This is a genomic window from Kitasatospora sp. NPDC101235 (genome assembly GCF_044767505.1).
GTDB lineage: Bacteria > Actinomycetota > Actinomycetes > Streptomycetales > Streptomycetaceae > Kitasatospora.
In genome coordinates this window covers 1-22209 of the sequence record NZ_JBIWNZ010000036.1, presented here as the reverse complement: position 1 = coordinate 22209, position 22209 = coordinate 1, and the positions used below count along the sequence as shown (strand labels likewise).

Below are 22209 nucleotides of genomic sequence, written 5' to 3'. Positions count from 1 at the left end.
ACACCGAGCACGTCAGCGACCTGCCCCCTCCGGCATTGGGCGTTGCCGTGTCCCGCGCCGCTCGCCCGGTCGATCACCTCTGGACATCTCCACGCGGCTGCTGGACTCTCCCGGCCTCGTCCTCGGCGCCGACCCGGCGGTACGCGGCCGCTGCCGCCTCCCGCATCTCCTGCACATCGTGATCGGGGCGTCCGGCCACCACCAAGGTCTGTGCGAGTTCGCCCAGTGCTTCACCGAGCAGTGTGTCGTCCTTCAGCTCCTCGAACAGAGCCACCGCTCGTTCGCCGGCATCCACAGCAGCGTCGAGCTCGGGATTCTCTGAGCGCGATGCCGTCGGGTAGTAGTCGTTCGGGTCGCGGTACGGTGCGAGTACCTCGCCGCGCAGGTGCAGTTCGCGGAGAGTGATGCCGAGGTTGTTCAGGGCTATGGCTCTCCTGTGATCGTCCGAGCAGAATCCGAAGGTGAAACTGGAGCTGGAGTAGGCATCATGGGCTTCCTTGTAGCGGCCGAGCTCCTGGAAGGCGTAGCCGAGGTGGGCCTGGGCTATGGCCTTGCGATGGAAGTCGTCGTTGTCGTTGAAGACGTCCATCGCCAGTTGGTAGGTGTCGACGGCCTCCTCGTAGCGGCCCACCTGTTCCAGGATGCTGCCGAGGCCGGTCAGGGCTGCGGCTGCTCCGCCGAGGTCTTCGATGTCGCTGCAGATGTCGATGGCCAGTTGGTGGGTGTCGATGGCTTCCTCGTAACAGCCCAACTCCTGCAGAACGCCACCGAGGTTGGTCCGGGCCACGTGCTCGGCGACACGGTCGCCGACCGCGACAGCGGCGTCGAGCGCAACACGGGCCACAGCCACTGCGTCGTACAGGAAACGGCGGTAGCGGAAGTAGACCGTGAGGACGGGAGGCAGATGGATGGCGATGTCGAAATGACCGGCGCTGAGGGCCGAGTGGACAGCGGCCAGGAGATTCGCGTGCTCACTCTCGAACCACTGCCGTGCGCGCCCCAGACCGCCCATGTAGATCCTGTCGCTGTCGGGTGAGACGTGGTAGGCCTCGTCGCGGGCCGTGAGGGTGTAGTGCTCGAGGAGGCGGCGCAGTGCCTCGTCCCGCGTGGCCGGGTGCAGGCCGGCCTGTTCGGTTGCGTAGGCGTGGACGAGGTCGTGCATGCTCCAGCGGCCACTCGCGGGGTCCTGACGGAGGAGTCCGGCCCTCGTCAGTGCGGACAGACGCGCCCGGACTACGCCGACCTTCTCGATCCCGCTCAGCGCCACCACCGCGTCGAGCGACAGGTCCGGCCCGGGATTCACCGCCAGCAGTCGGAACAACTCCGCTGCCGCGGGCGACAACCGTCGTACCGAGTGCTCCAGGACGCTGCGCAGGGCACGCGTGCCGTCGTCCAGGAGGTCGAGACGCCCGGCAGGGTCCGCCAAGTCCTGGGCCAGCTCGGTCGGCGTCAGGGAACGGTCGGACACCAGCAGGGCGGCCGAGATGCGCAGAGCCAGGGGCAGGCAGCAGCAGAGGCGGGCGACGTGCCTGGCACCATCGGGATCGTCGTCGATCCGGGTGTCGCCCGGCAGCGGAATGCCAACCGCGACCCTGAGGAGATCGACAGACTGGTCGAGATCAAGGGTGTCAAGGTCGATCAACCGTGCGCCGATGTGGGAGAGGTCGTCACGGGAAGTGACGAGCAGCCGGTGCGGGCCGTCGCCGAGCAGCAGGTACTGGACCTGATCGCCGGCCGAAGCATTGTCGGCGACCACGAGGACACGCTCGCCGTGACGGGCCCGCGCGGCCAGCTGGGCACGGTAGAGGGCCGCGCGATGGTCGACATCGGCCGGGACATGCGCCAGGTCGACACCCAACTGACGCAACGCACTGTCGAGAACCTGCTCAGCAGCGCTCGGAGCCTCGTCGTAGCCCCGCAGATTGAGGAACACAGCCCCGGTGAACGTCCCGTCAGCCAGCGCTGCACTGCCGGCCGCGAGCGCCAGCGTCGTTTTGCCGATCCCGCCCATGCCACGCATCGTTGCCGACACGACCACCGCGTTCCCGCCGTCCGGTAAACCGCTGCCCCTCGCCGCGTTCCTGCGGGGATCGAGCAGGTCGAGGAGTTCGTCCAGGGCCGGCCCCCGGCCGGTGAAGCCGGCTGGTACGGCAGAAGACGCGCACCGCCGCGGCTCCCGAGCAGCCGGCCCGCGCCGATGTCCTCTTCGAGCTCACCGACGCGATCCTGTGCACGGACGGGCCGGTGAAAACCCTGGTCGAGCTGTCCTTGGCGGTCGAGCACCGGCGTGGCCACGGGGCCCTGTATGCAGCGCTGGACCGCGGCTGGCTGGAGCCCACGCGCTTGCGCCGCACGCTGACCGGCCTGCCGCTGCCGCGGGCGGCCGATGGGCGGATCGTGCTGGCCGTGGACGTCAGCAACTGGCTCCGCCCGGACGCCCCGACCAGCGAAAACCGGCTGTTCTGCCACGTATACGGACGCGGCGACCGCAAGACGGACCAGTTCGTGCGCCGGGCTGGCCGTACTCATTCGTCGCTGCCCTGGAGGCCGGCCGGACATCCTGGGTCGCACTGCTGGATGCTGAGCGCCTCGGGCCAGCCGACGACGCAACCGCCGTCACCGTCGCCCAACTGCGAGACGTCGTCGAGCGGTTGGTCCAGGCCGGGCAGTGGCAGGCCGGCGATCCGAAGATCTGGATCGTCATGGACTCCGGCTACGACATCGCCTACCTCACCCACGCCCTGGCGGACCTGCCCGTCGTCCTGATCGGGCGCCTGCGCTCGGACCGTGGCGGATCAACGGCTACGCGATCCTTACGAACCCGGCGTTCGTGTACGCCGCGGCCGTATGTGAGTCGGGGAGTCGCTGCGGTTCGCCTTTGCGGGCGGGCCGCAGCAGCCGGACGTCCCGTTCGCGGAGTTCTTGTTCGAACGCGGCGCCGAAGTAGTTCCGGTCGCCGATCAGGGTCTGTCCGGGCCGGCCGGTGAGCAGGCCCGGCCCGGTGTCGAACATGCCGAGCAGGGTCTCGCGTTCGTCGGCTTTGGCTCCGGTCAGGGCGAATGCGATGGGCAGGCCGTGCAGGGTGCACACCAGGTGCAGCCGAAGTCCCCAGAGGAACCGGGAGTGGCTGGTGCAGTAGCCGTACTCGGCCCAGCTGGCCAGGTCGGACCGCTTGACGGTCTCCCGGGAGCGTCCGCACTCGACCGGGGTGGAGTCGACGACCCACACGGTGTCCGTCCACAGCGAGGTGTCCGTCGCGAGCAGGCGGTTCACGCGGGCGATCAGGTCGGCGGCCTTGCGCAGTCGTCTGTTGTAGCCCGACTGCCCGGGCAGGTACGGGAACAGGTGCCGCAGGTGGGTGCGGGCGTGGCGGACCCAGCGACGTTCGGAGGTGAAGCCGAGCAGGGCCTGCATCACCGCGAGGGTGACCAGTTCGGCGTCGCTGAGCCGGGGTGCGATCCCGATCTCGGGCCGCCAGGGGGCCAGATGCGGCGAGTCCTTCAACAGGTCGTCGGTCTTCACGTAAAGTGCGGTGGCGAGGGAGTCCAGGTCTGGCGTCACAACCGATCTCTGGACTCCCTCGCCTCATTTCATGCTCCGACGGCGGGCGATAACCGGGTGTGTTGTCGGAGCGTCCGGCTCTACGCTGCGGCCGTGACGTTCTATTCCGGCTGGGGCCCCAGCCCGGCGTTCGACGATCAGGCCCTCACCGTCGACATCGCCGGCTCGGTGCCGACGGCTGCCGACGCCCAGCAGGTGGCAGAGATCCTCTTCGCGTGGGGCTGGCGGGTACGCAAGCAGTCCTGGACAGAGTTCGAAGCTGAGCACACCTACGCCCGATTGTCGGTGCTCCCGCTGGACCCGGTGACCTTCACGGGCGAGATCGCGATCACTGGGATCACCGAACTGCTCGACACCTTCGGCCGGATCGGCCACCGCTGCACCATCGAACTCTATGACCCGGATGGCGGCGAACTCCTCGCCGAACGCCCGGTCCACCCATAGCCAAGCCTCGAACCGACGGACAGCCGCGCTTGTTGACCGCATACGACCGCTAACCCTTGGCATCAGTCATCTAGGGTCACCGCGTACGTCTTGTCGGCCTTGACCACCCAGATCGCCGGGCTGCTGTTCCTGGCCGCGTAGTACCTGTTGCGGGCGATGATGTCCTCCACCAGCGCCCAGCCGGGGAAGTCCATCATGACGATGCCCAGCCGGTTGCCGCCGCCGCTGTTGAGGTAGTTCATCAGCCGCAGGTTGACGCCGTCGACCCAGACCAGGTCCTTGCCGTGCAGGACGCCGCAGCCGCCCGCGTACTCGGAGGGGACGTGGTTGAAGGGTGCCCGGGAGGCGGAGGTGTAGGTCACGAAGGTCTGGTTGGCGGGGGCCGAGGCGGCCGCGGCGAGGTTCTTGTTGACCAGGCTCCACTTGGCCGGGGCGTCGGCGGCGTTCCAGGTGTCCTCGGTGTGGTCCTCGAAGCCGTTGAGGCCGTAGGAACCGCCGTTGGCGGCGTTGAAGACGGACAGCACGATCTTGCCCCGGGCCTGGCCCAGCGTCGGCGGGTCGCTGCGCTTGCCGTTGTTGTAGAACAGTCCCGCGTACTGCTTCGCGTACGCGTCGAAGAGGGCCGTGTGGCTCGCCGTCGGGTGGTCGTCCGAGCAGCTGAAGGTGGAGCCGTCGCACTCGGCCCGCAGCCGCATCAGGATGGTCTCGCCGCGGTGGGCCGAGAGGAAGGCCTTCGCCTTGGTCAGGACGTCGTCGAAGTTGGCGTTCTGGTAGAAGGGGCCGTGGTGGATCACGAACTTGTCGTTGATGATGCGGACCCGGATGTCGACCGCGCGGATCCCGCGGTCCAACTGCGCGGTCAGGGTCGCGGCGCTGTCGCCGAAGTCCTGCTGGGTCTGGGTGTTGGAACCCCCGTGCAGGGAAAGCGTCTCGTGCGTGCCGGGAATGGACATCGCCGTCAGCGGCGTGGTCGCCCCCACCTTGCCCATCCAGTCCTGCTGGGTGGCCGAACCGAGGTTCTGGAAGGCGTCGCGGTTGTCCGTCCCCGCGGCCAGGGCGGCGTGCGGTGCGGCCAGCGGGGCCACGGCCAGGGCGAGGGTGGCGACGGCGGTCACCGTCGCGGTCCGGGCCAGGCGGCGCAGGCGCCGCAGGGCGGCACCTGGCGGGCGGACGGACGTGGCGGGGGTACTGAGCATGATCACCTTTCGCGGTCGGAAACGGCCGTACTCGTACGGCCCCTGATACTGGCCCGGGCGACGGCTCCAGGGGTAGAGCCGCCGGGGCACGACGGTGGCGCCGGAAGGGCAGGATCCGGCGGGCACAAGATCATCTAAAGGTGCGTCAGCTGCGAATGTGCGGGCAAAACGGGGTGTGGGCGAAGCACGCGCCCCGCCGACCCCGAAATCTGGCCCCTCAACCGCCTCCTGGCCGCGCTCGGCATCCGCGGCACCGGCCGCTCCATGTCCCGCCGCATCGCCCGCCACTTCGGAACCCTTGCGGCTGTCCGCAACGCCGACATCATCGCCTTCTCCGAGTCGACGGGATCGGGCCGGAGAGGGCTCCCGTCATCGTTGCTGAACTCGACGCGCTGGGCCAGGACAGTCAATGTCCTCCAGGCTCTCCGGGATCACCGCCGTCACCGGCAGCCCGGGAACCGTGCCAGTTCGGCCGGCCGCCAGCAGCATTGCGGACAAGGCCACCCGGTAGGTGACACCAGCCACGTTCGCCGCCCCCGAGCGCAGTTGAGCGAACAGCTCGTCAAGATCGGTGGCGAGTGGCTTCGCCTCCCCCTACGACCCGGATGCTCGCTGGTCCGCCAAGGGAGACGAGCTGTTCTGGTGCGGCTACAAGGTCCACCTCACCGAGACTCGACAACACCCCGGACAGCACTACCGGCAGCGCCGCCGGGACGTGGGCCCCGAACCTGGTCACGGACGTGGCCACCACCGCTTCGACCGCGCCGGATGTGACCGCCACCGCCGGCATCCAGCAGCGGCTGACCGAGCGACGGGTCAAGCCGGGCGAGCACTACCTCGACTCCGGCTACCCCTCCGCCGACCTCGTCGCGCCGCTGGCGGTGAGGGCATCACCATGGTCACCCCACTCCTGGCCGATCACTCATGGCAGGCCCGGGCCGCCGAGGGCTTCGACAGGAGCGCCTTCCGTGTCGACTGGACAGCCCGTCAAGTCCGCTGCCCCGAAGACCGCACCAGCACTGGCTGGTATCCCGTCCAGCAGCACGGCCACGACGCCATCGTCATCGAGTTCGCCCGCGAAGACTGCCGAACCTGTCCGTCCCGCGACAGGCGCACCACCGCGGCGCGCGGCAACCGCATGCTTACCCTGCGGCCCCGCGAGCTCCACGAGACCGTCGCCGCCGCCCGCGCCGAGCAGAAGACCGATACCTGGCAAGCCAAGTACGCGCTCCGGGTCGGGGTCGAGGGCACCATCAACCAGGCCCTCGACATCACCGGCCTACGCCGGGCACGCTACCGCGGTCTCCCCAAGGTCAGCCTCCAGCACGCCTACTCCGCCAGCGCGATCAACGTCATCCGGCTCGACGCCCACTGGAGAGAACAGACCCAGGGCCTGCGACTCGGCCGACTCACCCAGCTCGCCCACCGACTCGCAGCCTGACAGCGACCCCGAATTGAGCAACAGAGTCCCCCTGGCCGCGCGCTGCCGACGGTTCCTGCTGAAGGACCGCCGGATTGGCGTTACTCGCCGTGGCCGGAGACGGTCCAGAGGCCCGGGGACCACTGGGGGACCGTGTACTCGCGGAGAGTTCGGCATCGATGGCCCGTACTCGGGGGAGATGTCCTCGCTCTTGCGCCGTCGCGCTATAGCACCCGAACGGCTCACCCCCTGATCAGCTTTCAGGGCGCCGACCTCCGGCGGCATGTTCGGCCTTCCGGCGGCTTCGGGCATGCACATCTCCGGGCGGGGTGGCAGCGTGGAGGAAGCTAAGACCCGGATGCGCGCGGACGGCCTGGATGCACGGAGTGGACGGCCATGCCCTTGGGGGCAAGGAACCGGGCGGACCGGGGGAACACCGGTCCGCCCGAGGTGGGCTGCGCTCGCGGCTGTGGGTGCGCAGTGTCGCCGGGCAGGTGTTCCTGTGGCTGCTGGTCGCGGTGGTGGTGCTCGTCGCCGTGGCGTCGGCAGCGCTCATCGTGCAGGCCGGAAGCTACAGCACGAAGGACGCCAAGCACCGGACACTCGACACAGCCATCGCGCTGGCGCACTCTCCTGGGATGCTGAGTGCCCTGGACGGCCCCGATCCGACCGCGGCGCTGCAGCCGCTCGCCGAGGAGATCCGCAAGAGCGGTGACTTCGACTACGTCGAGATCCTCAGTCCTGCGGGGTTTCGGTACACCTCTCCCGATCCGAGCCTGATCGGTCGGCACGTGCCCGGCCATTACTACGAAGAGGCCCTCAAGGGGCCTGGCAACGTGACCATCCCTACGGTGTTCGGCACCACCGTGGACGGGACCGCGCCTGTCGTCAGGCCCGATGGTTCGGTCGCCGGGTTCGTGGCGGTAGGGGTCACCGTCGGGCACGTCGGCCGGACGGTCGCCCGCCAGCTGCCGGTCCTGTTCGGCGGCGCGGCCGCCGCGGTCGCCGTGGGCACGGGCGGGGCGGTGCTGGTGCGGCGGCGGCTGCGCCGCCAGACGCACGGCCTGGGCCCGGCCGAGATGACGCGGATGTACGAGCACCACGACGCGGTGCTGCACGCGGTCCGCGAGGGTGTGCTGATCGTCGGCGGGGACGGACGGGTACTGCTGGCGAACGACGAGGCCCGGCGGCTGCTGGAGCTGCCGCCCGAGGTGGAGGGACGGCCGGTCACCGAGCTCGGGCTCGATCCCGGGCTGGCCGAGCTGCTGGCGTCCGGGCGGGCCGCCACCGACGAGGTCCACCCGGCCGAGGACCGGCTGCTCGCCGTCAACAACCGCCCCACCGCGCCGTACGGCGGACCGCCCGGCAGCGTCGCCACCATCCGGGACACCACCGAGCTGCGGGCGCTGGCCGGGCAGGCCGAGGCGGCCCGGGCCCGGCTGAAGCTGCTCTACGACGCAGGGGCACGGGTGGGTACCACCCTGGACGTGGTGCGCACCGCGCAGGAGCTGGCGGACGTGACGGTTCCCCGGTTCGCGGACTTCGCCACGGTCGAGCTGGCCGAGGCGGTGCTGCGCGGTGACGAGCCGCTGCCGGGCACGGGCTCGGCGGGAGGTCCGCGGATCCGCCGCGTGGCCGCCGGCGGCGTCCGCGAGGACCGGCCGTTCTACCCGGCGGGCTCGCAGATCAGCCCGCTGCCCGGCACACCGGAGGCCACCGCCCTGGGGAGCGGGCACGCCACGCTGATGGCCGACCTGCACCAGGCACAGGCCTGGCGGGCACGGGACCCGCAGACCGCCGACCGGATCCTCGCCTACGGGATCCACTCGCTGGTCTCCGCGCCGCTGCGGGCACGCGGCCTGACCCTGGGCACGGTCACCTTCTGGCGCGCGGATCAGTCCGAGCCGTTCGGGCAGGAGGACGTCGCCTTCGCCGAGGAACTGGTCGCCCGCGCGGCGATGTGCATCGACAACGCCCGCCGCTACACCCGCGAACATCGGATGGCCGAGACGCTGCAGCGCAGCCTGCTGCCCCGGGGACTGCCCGAGCAGAGCGCCCTGGAGGCGGCCTACCGCTACCGGCCGGCGCAGCGGGGGGTCGGCGGGGACTGGTTCGACGTCATCCCGCTGCCCGGCTTCCGCGTGGCGCTGGTTGTCGGCGACGTCGTCGGCCACGGCCTGCACGCCGCCGCCACCATGGGCCGACTGCGCACGGCCGTGCTCAACTTCTCCGCCCTCGACCTGCCCCCGGACGAGCTGATCGCCCGCCTCGACGACCTGGTTGCCCGGCTCGACCACGGCGAGACGGCTGCGGGAGAGGGCGACACCGAGAACGAGAATGAGGGGGAGCGGGCGGCCGTCACGGGCGCCACCTGCCTGTACGCGATCTACGACCCGGTCTCCGGACACTGCACGATGGCACGCGCCGGCCACCCACCGCCCGCGCTGGCCCGCCCGGACGGCAGCGTGGAGTACGTCGACCTGCCCGCCGGCCCGCCGCTCGGCGTGGGCGGCCTGCCCTTCGAAACCACCGAACTCCAGCTGGCACCCGGCACCGAGCTGGTCCTTTACACCGACGGACTCGTCACCAACCGCGACCGCGACCTGGAGACCGGACTCGCCACACTCCGTGCCTGCCTGGCCGACGCCCTAGCCGACCGATCCCCGGAGGACACCTGCCAGGCGGTGTTCGACGCGCTGGTCCCACCACACCCGAGCGACGACATCGCCCTCCTCATCGCCCGCACCCACCTGCTCGAACCCGACCAGGTGGCCACCTGGGACGTGCCGTACGACTTCGCCGCCGTCTCCCGCATCCGCAACGAATGCGCCGACCAGCTCACCGCCTGGGGCCTGGAGGACCTGACCTTCACCACCGAACTGATCCTCAGCGAACTGATCACCAACGCCATCCGCTACGGCACCGAACCGATCCGCGTTCGCATGCTGCGCGACACCAGCCTGGTCTGCGAGGTCTCCGACGGCAGCAGCACCGCCCCCCACCTGCGCTACGCCGCCATCACGGACGAGGGCGGCCGGGGCCTGTTCCTGGTGGCCCAGATGGCCGAGCGGTGGGGAACCAGGTACACGGCCCGCGGCAAGGTCATCTGGTCCGAGCAACCGCTGACCGCCCCCGAGTACCAGTTCGAGGCGATGCTGCTGTAGCCCGAATCCGCGAGCATCCCGTGCGAGCCCGAGGGCAGGGGATGGCCCCGCGCGTTGCGCGGGGACGCCGCTCGTGCGCGGAACTGCGGACTGGCGACCTATGCCGCCGAGTGTCCCCCGTGAGCGACCGCCAGCCCTGCAAGAGTGACTTATCCGACGAGGGCTGGGCCCTGATCGAGCCCGTGATCACCGCCTGGAAGGCTCAGCACCGCTCGGTGAGCGGCCACCACGGCAACGGCGACATGCGGGAGATCGTCAACGCCCTGCTGTACCAGTCCCGCGTCGGCTGCCAGTGGGGCTACCTCCCCCACGACCTGCCGCCCGCCGGCGCGGTGAAGTACTACTTCTACAAGTGGCGCGACGACGGCACCGACCAGACCATCCATGACCTTCTGCGCTGGCAGGCGCGGGAGAAGAGGGGGTCGAATAGCCGACCCAGCCTGGTAGTGCTCGATACCCAGAGCGGAGTGGCGGCCGACCGTGAGTGCCCTCGGCCCCGACGCGCCGCCCGTGGTCCATGCGCAGCTGTGGCCGGCGTCCTCGCGATACGGCGAGGCGATCGGCGGCTGCGACACCTGGGCCGGCACGTCGGGGCCGCTGGCCGTGTGGTTCTCGGCCGGAGCGCACCCCCTCGACGCCCCACCGGCACGACGTCCCGCTCGGCGAGCTCCGCCCGCGAGCTGTGCGGCACGATCGGCCGAGCGCCGGGGTGTCCGGGGTCAGAGTTTGAACATCGCGGTGTACGGGTGGGTGATACGCGCCTGCTGTGATCCGAAGTCGACGAGTACCGCGTCGTCGCCGTCACCTTCGACGCCGATGACCCGGCCGAGGCCGTACCTGTCGTGGGTGACTCGGTCGCCGACGGCGAAGTGCTTGCGCGGTGCCTCCGTCCGGGCCTTGAAGGGGCTGGTGGGCAGGGGGCGGCGACCTGCTGAAAATTTCGTCATTCCAGCCAGTATGCGCCTGAAAGCGCGGGCGCGGGCCTTTCCGGTGCACACGAGTTCGAGCCGGGCCGGAATGCCGCGCCTGCCGTCCCCGGGGAAGGCTCCCGCGGAACTGGAGGTGGACGTCCCTCCGCGGCGGGCCGTGGGCCTGCTACAGTCGACTCAGTTGCAGTAGTGGTTCCCATGAACTTTGTGTGCGCCTGCTGATGTATCGCAGGCGCATTTTTGTTTCCCGGCTCTTCCCGGGTGGGTGCTTCCCGCGGCGACTCGAAGCGTGCACTGTGTGCGCTTCGGAGAGCCCCTTGAAGGAGATTTTTAATGGCTAATGGCACTGTGAAGTGGTTCAACTCGGAGAAGGGCTTCGGCTTCATCGAGCAGGAGGGTGGCGGCCCCGACGTCTTCGCCCACTACTCGAACATCAACGCCAACGGCTTCCGTGAGCTGCTCGAGGGCCAGAAGGTCGAGTTCGACGTCACGCAGGGCCAGAAGGGCCCGCAGGCCGAGAACATTCGCCCGCTGTAGTTCTTCTGCCGTGGCACCCGCCTAGCAGCGAGGGGCCCGCACCGCGCACACGCCCGGTGCGGGCCCCTCGGCATTGCGCCACGACGCATCCCCCGGCCGCTCAGGCCCCCTGGTTCCGCCAGCGGAGGTCATCCCCACGCGAGACGCACAGCGCCGCGTCCCGACCGGCGCCCTGCCGTGACAGCTCACGGTTCGAGGTTCCTCGCTCCCATGCTGCGTGGTGAGCGCCGACCGTAGGTGAGGTGCGGCACGGTTCTGCCGTGCACGCTCCACCCGTCATTTCCGGCCCGTTTCCTTGCGGTCTCCTCCGGCGCCCCGCGCCACGGAACCTTCCACGTGACGTGCCGCCCTGAGGAAGGTTTCCCCGCATGAGTCGCTCCAGTCGCTCCTCGTACCAGAACGCCAACTCCCGCTCCGCGGCAGGCTCCCGCTCCGGTGGCAGCGCCTTCTACGGCGCCCGGCCCGCCGGAGGCCGACGGACCTCCGGTCGGGGCGCGGGCCAAGGCCCGTCCACGCAAGGCGAGTTCGCGATGCCGGCCAGCACCACCCCGGCACTGCCGGCCGTCGAGTCCTTCGACGAGCTGGACATGCCGAAGGCGCTGCTGTCGGTGCTGACCCGCCAGGGCGTCACCACGCCGTTCCCGATCCAGGCCGCGACGCTGCCGAACTCGCTGGCCGGCCGCGACGTCCTCGGACGAGGCCGCACCGGCTCCGGCAAAACCATCGCGTTCGGCCTCGCCGTGCTGGCCCGCACCGCCGGGCGGAAGGCCGAGCCGCGCCGCCCGCTGGCCCTGGTGCTGGTCCCCACCCGCGAGCTCGCGCAGCAGGTCACCGAGGCCCTCACCCCCTACGCCCACGCGCTGCGACTGAGGATGGCGACCGCGGTGGGCGGGATGCCGATCGGACGCCAGGCATGGATGCTGAACCGAGGGGCGGAGGTCGTGGTGGCCACCCCCGGCCGGCTCAAGGACCTGATCCAGCGCGGCGACTGCCGGCTGGACGAGGTCGGCATCACGGTGCTCGACGAGGCCGACCAGATGGCCGACATGGGCTTCCTGCCGCAGGTCACCGAACTCCTCGGCCAGGTCGCCGAGGGCTGCCAGACGATGCTGTTCTCCGCCACCCTGGACGGCAACGTCGACCGCCTGGTACGGCGCTTCCTCAAGGACCCGGTCACGCATTCGGTGGACCCGTCCGCGGGAGCGGTCAGCACCATGGAGCACCACGTGCTCCACGTGCAGAACTTCGACAAGAACGCGACGATCGCCCACATCGCGTCCCGTGACGGCAGGGTGATCATGTTCATCGACACCAAGGACGGCGCGGACCGCCTGGTGGAGGACCTGCTCGCGAACGGGGTGAAGGCCGCGGCCCTGCACGGCGGCAAGTCCCAGCCCCAGCGCACCCGGACCCTGGAGCAGTTCCGCACCGGCCAGGTGACCGCGTTGATCGCGACCAACGTCGCGGCCCGGGGCATCCACGTCGACGGGCTCGACCTGGTCGTCAACCTGGACCCGCCGATCGACCACAAGGACTACCTCCACCGGGGCGGCCGCACCGCCCGGGCCGGCGAGTCCGGCACCGTCGTCACGCTGGTGCTGCCCAAGCAGCGCCGCGCGATGGCCCGTCTGATGGCGACGGCCGCCGTCACCCCCGTCACCACCAGGGTCAGCGCCGGCGGCGAGGACCTGGCCCGCATCACCGGCGCCCGCGTGCCCACCGGCATCCCCACCGTGATCCCCGACCCCGTCGTCGAGCGGCCGCGTCGCAGCCCGTCCACGAGTCGCGCCCGTCGCGGCCGCCCCACCTATACTGCCGGCGACACCCGGGCCGCCTCCGGTCGCGACGCCCAGGGCGCCTCCGGTCGCCGCCGGGCGCCCAGGCGCGCCACCCTCGCCGCGTAGCACCGACGGGCCCGGCTCGCGGTGCGTGGCGACAAGTGTGTCCGCCCGCCTGGGCGGACACACGTCCCGCTCGGCCGACCAGGGTCAGGGCCCGCTGCCGCCGGGTGACTCGCCCCTGGACCTGGTGGCTCGATGCCTGACCCGTCTCCTCGAATCCGGTGTACAGCCGACGCTATCGTGCGGTGAGGCGGCGGGTGAGGTCGTCCAGGTAGGGGGTGCCGTAGGCGTCCGCGAGGTCGTCGAGGTCGATCATCGGCGGGACATCGATCACGGGCTGGCGCTCGACGAGGAAGGCCACCGTCTCGTGGACGATCGTGGCTTCGTCGGCGCCTGTGATCCGTGGAAGGTCGAGGACGCCGTCGGTGACCCGGATCCGGGTCTCGACCTCGGTCGCGCCCTCGCGGACCCGGACCAGGTGCTCGTGGTCGCCCAGGGGCTCGACCTGGATCTCAACTGCCATGGCGGTCTTCGCCTTTCCGTGTGTTCCGGGCCGTGAGGCCGCAACTGGGTGGATGCTGACGCCTGGTCGGCGCGACGGTGGTGTCAGCTGCTCGCATGCTCGGCAGGCGCGTCGGCGGCCGTGCTCGCCGTGCTCGCGGGGCGGTTGCGGGGCGGCGCGGAGCGGTGACGGAGCAGTGTGGTTGCGAGGGCGGCCAATGCGAGCACGGTGACCGCGAGGCCGTAGACGGTGGCGGTGCGCAGCAGGCCGAGGTGGGGGACGGCGAGGCCGGCGGCCACGGCGGGTGCGCTCATGGCGAGGTAGTTGACCACGTACAGGCTCGCGAACAGCTCGGCGCGTTCACCGGGGGCCGCGAGGGGGACGACCAGGTTGAGCGCGCCGAGGAAGGACGCTCCGAAGCCGAGGCCGGCGATCGCGGTCGTGGCGAAGAACAGCGGGACCGAGTGCAGTGCGAGGGCGGCGAGGGTGCCGAGTGATCCGGCGGCGAGGGCGGTGCAGCCGAGCAGTCGCGCTGCCACCGCCCCGGGCCCCAGCCCGCGGATGGCCGCCCGCGAGCAGCAGCTCACCGCCGTACTGGCGGGCGCCGAGCGGCGCGGCGAGCCCTGCCCGACCCCCCAGCAGGCCATGGACCACCTGCTCGCCCCGCTGTACTTCCGGGTCATCCTCGGTTTCGGCCCCGTCACCGCCGACTACACCCGCACCCTGGTGGAAGACCTCCTGCGGAACTACGCCCACTGACCGGCAACGCTGCCCTTGCCGAGAACCTCATCCGGCCTGGTGGGAGGCGGGCTGCACAAGTGCCGACCTCGTCAGTCGGATAGGCGCTCTGGCAGAGCCGGCGAGCTCCGCGACATGATGAGCGACCGTGCTGCTACGGCTGGCGCGCCTGGGTGTGACGAACGCGTTCGCGTTGCTGCGGCTGCTGCCGATGAGCGACCGTGGGAAGGGCGGGAGACCCTGGCTCTGCGCCATCAGATCGCGGTGCTGGAGCGGCAGTTGAGAGGAGCCGCGGGTACGGTTCGCAACAAGCGGCCGGGCGTTCCCGGCCGCACTGCTCCAGGGGCTGCCGACGCAGGTGCTGCGTCGGATGCGGTTGCCGGCGCGGTCGGACGCCGTGCTGCGCCGGCACCGTGACCCGGTCGCCTGCCGTCACGCCGCCCGGTGTCGGTCGAAGCGCCCAGGCCGACCGCGCGCCGTGCGCTCCATCCGCGCCCCCTCCCCGAACCGATCGCCGGTCCCGGGCGGATCGCCCGCCTCGACATACGCCGAAAAGACCGACTCGGCGGCCTCTTCCACGAGTACGGCGAGGAGAAGGCCATCACCGACTGCGGCGGCCGGGTGCGCCGGGCCTGAGTGACGCATCCGGCCCTCGACCGGAATGGCCGCGGGCCGGTGGCGCTGTTCCCTCGGCGCCGACCGCCGCACGGAGCCGCCGTCCAGTTCTCCACTGACTGACAGTCAGGCGAATTGTCGATGAGGGGAACGGGGCGCCGGTGAACCACCGCGCGCCCGATCGCGTCTCGCGTGCGTCGTCAGAGGGCCAGGACGCGGACGGCGTTCTCCTTGAGGATCAGGGGGCGGACCTCCGGCTTGATGTCGAGGGCGTCGAAGTCCGCCAGCCAGCGGTCGGGCGTGACGACGGGGAAGTCCGAGCCGAACAGCACCTTGTGCCGGAGGAAGGAGCCGGCGGCCTTCACGAGCTGCGGCGGGAAGTACTTCGGCGACCACCCCGAAAGGTCGATGTACACGTTGGCCTTGTGCGTGGCGATGGAGATCGCCTCGTCCTGCCAGGGCACCGACGGGTGCGCGAGGACGATCGTCAGGCCGGGGAAGTCGGCGGCGACGTCGTCCAGGAGCATCGGGTCGGACCAGCGCAGCTTGATGCCGCGCCCACCGGGCAGGCCCGCGCCGATCCCGGTCTGCCCGGTGTGGAACAGGGCGGGGACACCCAGTTCCTGGATCGCTTCGTAGAGCGGGTAGTGCTCGCGGGCGTTCGGCGCGAACGCCTGGAGGCTCGGGTGGAACTTGAAGCCGCGGACGCCGTGGTCGAGGACGAGGGAGCGGGCCCGGGCGACGGCGTCCGGCCGGTGCGGGTCGACCGAGCCGAACGGGATGAGGACGTCGCGGTGGGCGGCCGCCGCCTCGGCGATCTCCTCGCTGGACAGGGCGGGATGGCCCAGGCCCGTGGTGGCGTCCACCGTGAAGATCACGGCGGCCATGCGGCGCTCACGGTAGTACGCGGCCAGGCGCTCCACGGTCGGCGTGCGGTCCTGGCCGGACTTGAAGTAGGCGGCCGAGGCGTCCATCAGCTCCGCGTCGAGCGCGAGACGGCCGTGGGCGTCCTGCTCCACATGGACGTGGAAGTCGATGGCGATCGAATCGGCGGGGTTCATCGGAGTGCTCACAGGTGGTCGGTCCGGTTCTTGGCGTCGAGGAGGAGGGAGAGGAGGGCGTCGCGTTCCGCGACGAGGTCGGCCTCCGCGGCCCCGGCCAGCTCGTCGCTGACGCCTTCGGCGATCGCGCGCGTCAGCTCGGGCGTGAGGCGCGGTGCGCCGAGGTCGGCCCACCACTCCTCCATGGGCGGGCCGAGGTGCTCCAGGACGTGCGCGATGCCGCCCGCACCGCCCGAGAGGTGCTGGTTGAGGAAGGGCCCGAGCAGCGCCCAGCGCAGGCCGGGACCGTGGGCGATGGCCGCGTCGATGTCGGCGACGCTCGCCGCGCCCCGCTCGACGAGGGAGTACGCCTCCCGCCAGAGCGCGGCCTGGAGCCGGTTCGCGACATGGCCGGGCAGTTCCTGGCGCAGCCGGATCGGACGGCGGCCCAGGCTTCGGTAGAACCCCATGGCCTCTTCGACGGCGGCCTCACCGGTCCGCTCGCCCGGTACGACCTCGACCAGCGGAATGAGGTGGGGCGGGTTGAACGGATGCCCCACGAGGACCCGTTCGGGATGGGCCGCGCAGGCCCGCTGGATCCGCGACGGCAGCAGCCCGGAGGAACTGCTCGCCAGGATCGTCCCCGGCGGGGCCGCGGCGTCGAGGACGGCGAAGACCTCGTCCTTCAGCTCGGGACGCTCCGGGCCGTTCTCCTGGACGAAGCCGGCGTCCGCGACGGCCTCGGCGAGGTCCGGGGTGAACGACAGCCGGCGCTGGTCGGCGGCGACGGCCGCCCGGAGCCGCTCCTCCGCGCCGGGCGCGGGATCGCTCGCGACGACCTCGTGCCCGTACAACAGGAAGAGCGTGGTCCAGGAGGCCCCGATGACCCCGGTGCCGACGACGGCGACCCTCACGACGCGCTCCCGTGCCCGGTGCCGGCGGCCCGCCCGGCGGCGTACGCGACGAAGGCGGCCAGGGAACGGGGGTCGGCGAGGACGTCGGTGCTGGCGACGGACTCGGGACGCGCGCCGAGGAGGATCCGCTTGACCGGTACCTCCAGCTTCTTGCCGGTGCGGTTGCGCGGGATGGCCGGCACCCGCTCGATGACGTCCGGGACGTGCCGCGGCGACAGCGCCGACCGCAGTGCGCGGGCGATCCTCGTACGGAGGGCGTCGTCCAGGTCCACGGGGCCCGCGACGAAGAGCAGCAGCTCCCCGTTGCCGCCCTCGGGGTCCTCGATGTGGACGACGAGACTGTCCTCGATCTCGGGCAGGTCCTCGACGACGGCGTAGAACTCGGCGGTGCCGAGCCGGACCCCGCCCCGGTTGAGGGTGGCGTCGGAGCGTCCGGCGACGACACAGTGGCCCTCGGGCGCGAACCGCACCCAGTCGCCGTGCCGCCACACGCCCGGGTACTCCTCGAAGTACGCCGCCCGGTAGCGGGAACCGTCGGTGTCGCCCCAGAAGCCGACGGGCATCGACGGCATCGGCTCGGTGATCACCAGCTCGCCCAACTCGCCGACGACCCGCCGGCCCTCGCTGTCGTAGGCGTACGCGGCGACCCCGAGGCAGGGCCCGGAGATCTCCCCGGCGCGGACGGTCTGGAACGGGCTGCCCTGGAGGATGCCACTGCAGACGTCGGTGCCGCCGCAGCCGACGTTCAGGAGCACCTGGTCCCCGAACTGCTCGGCCACCCAGCGGAAACCGTCGGCGGCGAGCGGGCTGCCCGCCGCGCCGAGCTGTCGCAGCCGCGACAGGTCGAACTCCTCGGCGGGCCGGATCCCGGCCTTGCGGCAGGCCATGAGGTAGCCGGGGCTCACGCCCATCAGCGTCGCCCCCGTCTCCTCCGCGATCCGCCACTGCTCCCGCAGGTCGGGGTGGACCGGATTGCCGTCGATCATGACGATCGAGGCGCGGACGAGCAGTGCCGAGACCAGGCTGTTCCAGAGCATCCAGGCTGTCGTGCTGAACCAGAGCATCCGGTCGCCCGGCTTCAGGTCCCAGCTCAGCGCGTGGTTCTTCAGGTGCTCCAGGAGGATCCCGCCGTGCCGGTGGACGATCGCCTTGGGGATGCCGGTGGTGCCGGAGGAGAAGAGCACGAACAACGGATGGTCGAACGGCACGGGCTCGAAGGACAGTTCGGCCGGCTCGGCCAGCAGCTCCGTCCAGCCCAGCGCGTCGGGAACGGCGTTCGGTCCGTACGGGACGTGGACCACCCGCTCCACGGTGGGCAGCCGGGAGGCGATCTCCGCCACCTCGGTGCGGCGGTCGACGTCGCGGTCCCCGTAGCGGTAGCCGGCGACGGTCAGCAGCACCTTCGGGTCGAGCTGGGCGAACCGGTCGACCACGCTGCGCGGGCCGAACTCCGGCGCGCAGGCCGCCCAGACCGCGCCGATGCTCGCGGTGGCGAGGAAGGCCACCAGCGTCTCCGGGATGTTCGGCAGGTAGGCGACGACCCGGTCGCCCTTGCGGACGCCGAGGCGCAGCAGGCCGGCGCGCGCCCGGGCGACCTGGTCGCGGAGTTCGCGGAAGGTCAGGTCGACCGGCGCCCGGGTCTGGGAGCGGGCGACCAGCGCGACGGCGTCGAGGTCCTCCTCGCGGCCGAGCGCGTGCTCGGCGTAGTTGAGGGTCGCGCCGGGGAACCACTCGGTGTCCGGCATGGACCTGTGGCCCAGGGCGGCCGTGGGCGGGGTGTGCGGGCGGACGTCGGAGAACTCCCAGATCGACGACCAGAAGCCCTCCAGGTCGGTGACGGACCACTGCCACAGGCTGTCGTAGTCCGGGAAGCTCAGCTGTCGCTCCGACTTCAGCCAGCCGAGGTAGCGGCCGATCTCCGATTCGTCCCTGACCGTGGGGCCAGGGGTGCTGAGGATCTCGTTCATCGGGCGTCCTTTCCGTGGGAGTCCTGTCCGGCGGCGACCTTCGCGGCGCGGCCCTCCAGGAACGCCCGCATCCGCTCCTGGGCGTCGCGGCTGCCGGCGGCGACGGCCGACATGAGGGATTCGAGCAGCAGGCCGCCGGCGGGCGACGCCTCGGCGATCCGGGGGAGCGCCTGGAGGACGGCGAAGTTGGTCAGGGGTGCGTTGGCCGCGATCCGCTCCGCGAGTTCCAGGGCCCGGGCGCGCGCCCCGCCCTCCTCGGTCAGGTACTGCGAGAGGCCTGCGGCCTGGCCCTCGGCGGCGTCGAGGACGCGGCCGGTGAGCATCATGTCCGCCATCCGGTGCGCGCCGATCAGCCGGGGGATCCGGACCGAGCCGCCACCGCCGACGAAGAGTCCGCGCTGTCCCTCGGGCAGCGCGTAGAAGGTGGACGGCTCGGCCACGCGGATGTGCGCGGAGGCCGCGAGCTCCAGGCCGCCGCCGATCACCGCGCCCTTGAGCGCGGCCACCACGGGGACGCGCCCGCCCTCGATGGTGTCGAAGACGCGGTGCCACATGAGCGAGTGCTCCAGCGCCTCCTCGGTGGACCGCTCGGTCAGCTCGCCGAGGTCGAGCCCGGCCGAGAAGTGATCACCTTCGGCGTCCAGGACGACGGCGCGGACGTCGGCGCCCGGCTTCCGGAAGAACTCCTCGAAGCTCAGCACGGTGGCGTCGTCGAGGGCGTTGCGCTTGGCGGGGCGACGGAGTGTCAGGACCGCCACTCCGCCGCGGTGTTCGATGGAAATCGTGCTCAAGGGGAGGCTCCTCAATTATCAGGAATCCTGAGTATCGGAGGATGTGCCGCCCTCAGGCAAGGGGGGCTGGGCTAGAATTTTCGACAGGTTTCCTGACGATGGGGAGGACTTGTGACGGAGGCCGTTCCGCCGTCGTTGTTGTACTCGGTGAAGCAGGTCGAGCTGGCCACCCGGGCCCGGCTCGACGAACTGCTCAGGCCTTCGGGCGTCACCGCCCTCCAGTACACCGCGCTGACCGTGCTCGAACGCCGGGACGGCATGTCCTCGGCCGAGCTCGCCCGCAACTCGTTCGTCACGCCCCAGTCCATGTCCGACCTGGTCGGCGCGTTGGAGCGGCGGAACCTCATCACCCGGTCCCCGGACCCGGCGAGCCGGCGCCGCCACGTCATCAGCCTCACCGACGACGGCCGCGCCTTGCTGGCCCTCCATGCCCCGGCCGTCCGGCAGCTGGAGGACGAGATGCTCACGGGCTTCACGGCCCGGGAGCGCACCGCCTTCCGCGCCTACCTCAACCGCGCCCGCGCCGCACTCGGCTAGCCGGGGCGGCCTCGCGGGCATCGACGACATGGCGGCTCGCCTGCAGGACGGCATTGCTCTCCGCGGGACGCTCGGCAGCGCCTACCGGGAGTCCGGCATCGCTGCGCACCGAGCACGGCCGCCGCCGGGCCCGGAGGGTCCTACCGGGGCCGGCGGCGGTTCGGTCGCCGAGGGGCACGGGTCAGTCGGCCGCGTGGACCAGCTCGCCGCCGACGTAGGTGCGCAGGACGCGGGCGTGGGCGATCTCCTCCGGCGGCCCGGTGAGGATGTCGCGGTCGAGTACGACGAGGTCGGCCAGGTTCCCGACCGCCAGGACGCCAGCGTCGTCGTGGCCGTTCACGTGGGCGGTTCCGGCCGTGTAGGCGGCGATCGCGGAGGGCAGGTCGAGCCGCTGCTCGGGCAGGAGGATCCGCTCGTCGGTGGCGTCCGGCTGCCGTCGGTTGACCGCCACGTGCAGGCCGCCCAGGGGGTCCGGGCTGCTCACGGGCCAGTCGCTGCCGGCGGCGAGGGTGGCGCCGGCCCGCTGGAGGGCGCCGAAGGGGTACTGCCAGGCGGCGCGTTCGGGGCCGAGGAAGGGGATGGTGAGTTCGTCCATCTGCGGTTCGTGGGCGGCCCAGAGCGGCTGGATGTTGGCGACGGCGCCGAGGTGGGCGAAGCGGGGGAGGTCGTCCGGGTGGACCACCTGGAGGTGGGCGAGGTGGTGGCGGGTGGCGCGTCGGCCGTTGGTGGTGCGGGCGGCTTCGACGGCGTCCAGGGCCTCGCGCACGGCGCGGTCGCCGAGGGCGTGGAAGTGCACCTGGAAGTCGAGCGCGTCGAGTTCGGTGACGTATGCGCGCAGTGCCGTCGGGTCGACGAAGCTGAGGCCGGTGTTGGCGGTGGCGCAGCCGCAGCCGTCGAGGTAGGGGCTGGTCATCGCGGCGGTGAAGTTCTCCGCGATGCCGTCCTGCATGATCTTCACCGAGCCGGCCCGGAACCGTCCGTGGCTCAACTCCTCGCGCCGCCGCACGAGTTCGGGGATCTGTTCGGCGCCGCGGTCGCGCTGCCACCAGAGGGCGCCGGTCACCCGGGCGGTCAGCGCGCCGGAGCGGGCGGCGGTCAGGTAGGCGTCGGAGGGGTCGGGCATGCCGTTGAACTCGCCGAGCAGTGCGTCCTGCCAGCCGGTGATGCCGAGCGAGTGCAGCAGGCGTTGGGCGCGCAGCAGTCCGTCGAGGCGGTCGGCCGGGGTGGAGGGCGGGATCAGGCGGGCGACCAGGGCGGTGGCGCCTTCCTGGAGGGTGCCGCTCGGGGTGCCGTCGGGCTCGCGCTCGATGCGGCCGTCGGCGGGGTCGGGGGTGTCGGCGGTGAGGCCGGCGAGTTCCAGGGCGCGGGTGTTGGCCCAGGCGCCGTGGTGGTCGCGGTTGGTGAGGTACACGGGGCGGTCGGGGACGACGGAGTCGAGGAGGTGCCGGGTGGGCAGGCCTCCCTCGAAGCTCTCCATCGACCACCCGCTGCCGGTGATCCACTCCTGCTCCGGGCGGGCCTCGGCGTACGCCCGGATGCGCGCCAGGTAGTCGGTGACGCCGACGGTGCCGGTGAGGTCGCAGGCGGCCAGTTCCGAGCCGCCGCCCACGGCGTGGATGTGGGCGTCCTGGAAGCCGGGCAGTAGCAGCTTGCCGGTGAGGTCGACGACCTCGGTCCTCGGCCCGATGAGCTCGCGGACCTCGTCGTGTCCGACGGCGGTGATCCGTTCGCCGGTCACGGCCAGGGCGCTGGCCCGGGTGCGGGCGGCGTCGCCGGTGTGGACGGGGCCGTGGGTGAAGACCAGATCGGCCTGGGTCATGGGTGGTGCTCCGTTCTCGGGTCGTGCGGGGTGGTGCGTGGTGCGGGCTACTCGGTCGCCGCGGCTTCGCCGAGGAAGTACGGTGAGCGCCGCCGCCAGCGGGCCCAGGCCGCCGCCGGCAGTCCGCTGACGATCATCAGGATCACCACGGACAGCTCGAACCAGCCGTTGTCGGCGGCGAGTTCGAAGTGGTC

General features: G+C 71.4%; 18 protein-coding genes and 2 pseudogenes. 9 read left to right on the top strand and 11 right to left on the bottom strand.

Going from position 1 to position 22209, the window contains the following annotated elements; all coding sequences use genetic code 11:
* Nucleotides 1-73 precede the first annotated feature (73 nt).
* Complete coding sequence (locus ACIRRH_RS37880) at nucleotides 74-2011, bottom strand: tetratricopeptide repeat protein (RefSeq protein WP_403076812.1); 1938 nt, start codon at nucleotides 2009-2011, stop codon at nucleotides 74-76.
* Between the two features lie 131 nt (nucleotides 2012-2142).
* Between ACIRRH_RS37880 and ACIRRH_RS37875 the strand changes: the two are divergent.
* Nucleotides 2143-2789: pseudogene (locus tag ACIRRH_RS37875) on the top strand (transposase); the annotation flags it as partial.
* Nucleotides 2790-2802: 13 nt separating this feature from the next.
* Here ACIRRH_RS37875 and ACIRRH_RS37870 read toward each other — a convergent pair.
* Nucleotides 2803-3561: an IS982 family transposase gene (locus ACIRRH_RS37870; protein WP_403076810.1), complete on the bottom strand. Its 759-nt coding sequence runs from the start codon at nucleotides 3559-3561 to the stop codon at nucleotides 2803-2805.
* Nucleotides 3562-3654: 93 nt separating this feature from the next.
* On the opposite strand from ACIRRH_RS37870, the gene ACIRRH_RS37865 reads away from it, so the two are divergent.
* Nucleotides 3655-4005, top strand: a complete 351-nt coding sequence (locus tag ACIRRH_RS37865) for a hypothetical protein (protein WP_403076807.1) — start codon at nucleotides 3655-3657, stop codon at nucleotides 4003-4005.
* 62 nt (nucleotides 4006-4067) lie between these two features.
* On the opposite strand, the gene ACIRRH_RS37860 is transcribed toward ACIRRH_RS37865, so the two are convergent.
* Entirely contained in the window at nucleotides 4068-5201 is a 1134-nt protein-coding gene (locus ACIRRH_RS37860) for a phosphatidylinositol-specific phospholipase C (protein ID WP_403076804.1), read from the bottom strand.
* A gap of 895 nt (nucleotides 5202-6096) precedes the next feature.
* On the opposite strand from ACIRRH_RS37860, the gene ACIRRH_RS37855 reads away from it, so the two are divergent.
* From ACIRRH_RS37855 to ACIRRH_RS37845, 3 genes and pseudogenes are all read left to right on the top strand, one after another.
* Nucleotides 6097-6642 carry a transposase gene (locus ACIRRH_RS37855; protein ID WP_403076801.1) on the top strand — a complete coding sequence of 182 codons (546 nt, stop codon included), beginning with the start codon at nucleotides 6097-6099 and terminating at the stop codon, nucleotides 6640-6642.
* Between the two features lie 356 nt (nucleotides 6643-6998).
* Complete coding sequence (locus tag ACIRRH_RS37850; protein WP_403076799.1) at nucleotides 6999-9785, top strand: SpoIIE family protein phosphatase; 2787 nt, start codon at nucleotides 6999-7001, stop codon at nucleotides 9783-9785.
* A 119-nt stretch (nucleotides 9786-9904) separates the two neighbouring features.
* Nucleotides 9905-10249 (top strand): annotated as a pseudogene (locus tag ACIRRH_RS37845) (transposase); the annotation flags it as partial.
* 255 nt (nucleotides 10250-10504) lie between these two features.
* Here the strand turns inward: ACIRRH_RS37845 and ACIRRH_RS37840 are convergent.
* Nucleotides 10505-10732: a hypothetical protein gene (locus ACIRRH_RS37840; RefSeq protein ID WP_403076797.1), complete on the bottom strand. Its 228-nt coding sequence runs from the start codon at nucleotides 10730-10732 to the stop codon at nucleotides 10505-10507.
* 315 nt (nucleotides 10733-11047) lie between these two features.
* Here ACIRRH_RS37840 and ACIRRH_RS37835 point away from each other — a divergent pair, with 315 nt between their 5' ends.
* Nucleotides 11048-11251: a cold-shock protein gene (locus ACIRRH_RS37835; RefSeq protein WP_045694210.1), complete on the top strand. Its 204-nt coding sequence runs from the start codon at nucleotides 11048-11050 to the stop codon at nucleotides 11249-11251.
* Between the two features lie 368 nt (nucleotides 11252-11619).
* Nucleotides 11620-13155, top strand: a complete 1536-nt coding sequence (locus ACIRRH_RS37830) for a DEAD/DEAH box helicase (protein WP_403076794.1) — start codon at nucleotides 11620-11622, stop codon at nucleotides 13153-13155.
* Between the two features lie 172 nt (nucleotides 13156-13327).
* On the opposite strand, the gene ACIRRH_RS37825 is transcribed toward ACIRRH_RS37830, so the two are convergent.
* Both ACIRRH_RS37825 and ACIRRH_RS37820 read right to left on the bottom strand, forming a co-directional pair.
* Entirely contained in the window at nucleotides 13328-13615 is a 288-nt protein-coding gene (locus tag ACIRRH_RS37825) for a hypothetical protein (protein WP_403076792.1), read from the bottom strand.
* Nucleotides 13616-13698: 83 nt separating this feature from the next.
* Nucleotides 13699-14133 carry a hypothetical protein gene (locus ACIRRH_RS37820; RefSeq protein WP_403076791.1) on the bottom strand — a complete coding sequence of 145 codons (435 nt, stop codon included), beginning with the start codon at nucleotides 14131-14133 and terminating at the stop codon, nucleotides 13699-13701.
* 22 nt (nucleotides 14134-14155) lie between these two features.
* On the opposite strand from ACIRRH_RS37820, the gene ACIRRH_RS37815 reads away from it, so the two are divergent.
* Complete coding sequence (locus ACIRRH_RS37815) at nucleotides 14156-14353, top strand: TetR-like C-terminal domain-containing protein (RefSeq protein WP_403076788.1); 198 nt, start codon at nucleotides 14156-14158, stop codon at nucleotides 14351-14353.
* A 794-nt stretch (nucleotides 14354-15147) separates the two neighbouring features.
* Here ACIRRH_RS37815 and ACIRRH_RS37810 read toward each other — a convergent pair.
* From ACIRRH_RS37810 to ACIRRH_RS37795, 4 genes are read right to left on the bottom strand one after another with little or no spacing between them, the layout of a single operon-like run.
* Entirely contained in the window at nucleotides 15148-16008 is an 861-nt protein-coding gene (locus tag ACIRRH_RS37810; RefSeq protein ID WP_403076786.1) for an amidohydrolase family protein, read from the bottom strand.
* An 8-nt stretch (nucleotides 16009-16016) separates the two neighbouring features.
* The gene (locus tag ACIRRH_RS37805) at nucleotides 16017-16901 is read right to left on the bottom strand and encodes a 3-hydroxyacyl-CoA dehydrogenase NAD-binding domain-containing protein (protein ID WP_403076784.1); all 885 of its coding nucleotides are present in this window, start codon (nucleotides 16899-16901) and stop codon (nucleotides 16017-16019) included.
* Entirely contained in the window at nucleotides 16898-18868 is a 1971-nt protein-coding gene (locus ACIRRH_RS37800) for an acetoacetate--CoA ligase (RefSeq protein WP_403076781.1), read from the bottom strand. Before ACIRRH_RS37800 ends, ACIRRH_RS37805 begins: the two co-directional genes overlap by 4 nt.
* Nucleotides 18865-19659 (bottom strand): crotonase/enoyl-CoA hydratase family protein, encoded by a 795-nt coding sequence (locus ACIRRH_RS37795; protein ID WP_403076778.1) that lies wholly within the window; start codon nucleotides 19657-19659, stop codon nucleotides 18865-18867. Before ACIRRH_RS37795 ends, ACIRRH_RS37800 begins: the two co-directional genes overlap by 4 nt.
* Nucleotides 19660-19770: 111 nt before the next feature.
* On the opposite strand from ACIRRH_RS37795, the gene ACIRRH_RS37790 reads away from it, so the two are divergent.
* Nucleotides 19771-20196, top strand: a complete 426-nt coding sequence (locus ACIRRH_RS37790; protein ID WP_403076775.1) for a MarR family winged helix-turn-helix transcriptional regulator — start codon at nucleotides 19771-19773, stop codon at nucleotides 20194-20196.
* Nucleotides 20197-20377: 181 nt separating this feature from the next.
* Here ACIRRH_RS37790 and ACIRRH_RS37785 read toward each other — a convergent pair whose 3' ends face one another.
* Nucleotides 20378-22015: an amidohydrolase gene (locus ACIRRH_RS37785; RefSeq protein ID WP_403076772.1), complete on the bottom strand. Its 1638-nt coding sequence runs from the start codon at nucleotides 22013-22015 to the stop codon at nucleotides 20378-20380.
* Nucleotides 22016-22209 lie beyond the last annotated feature (194 nt).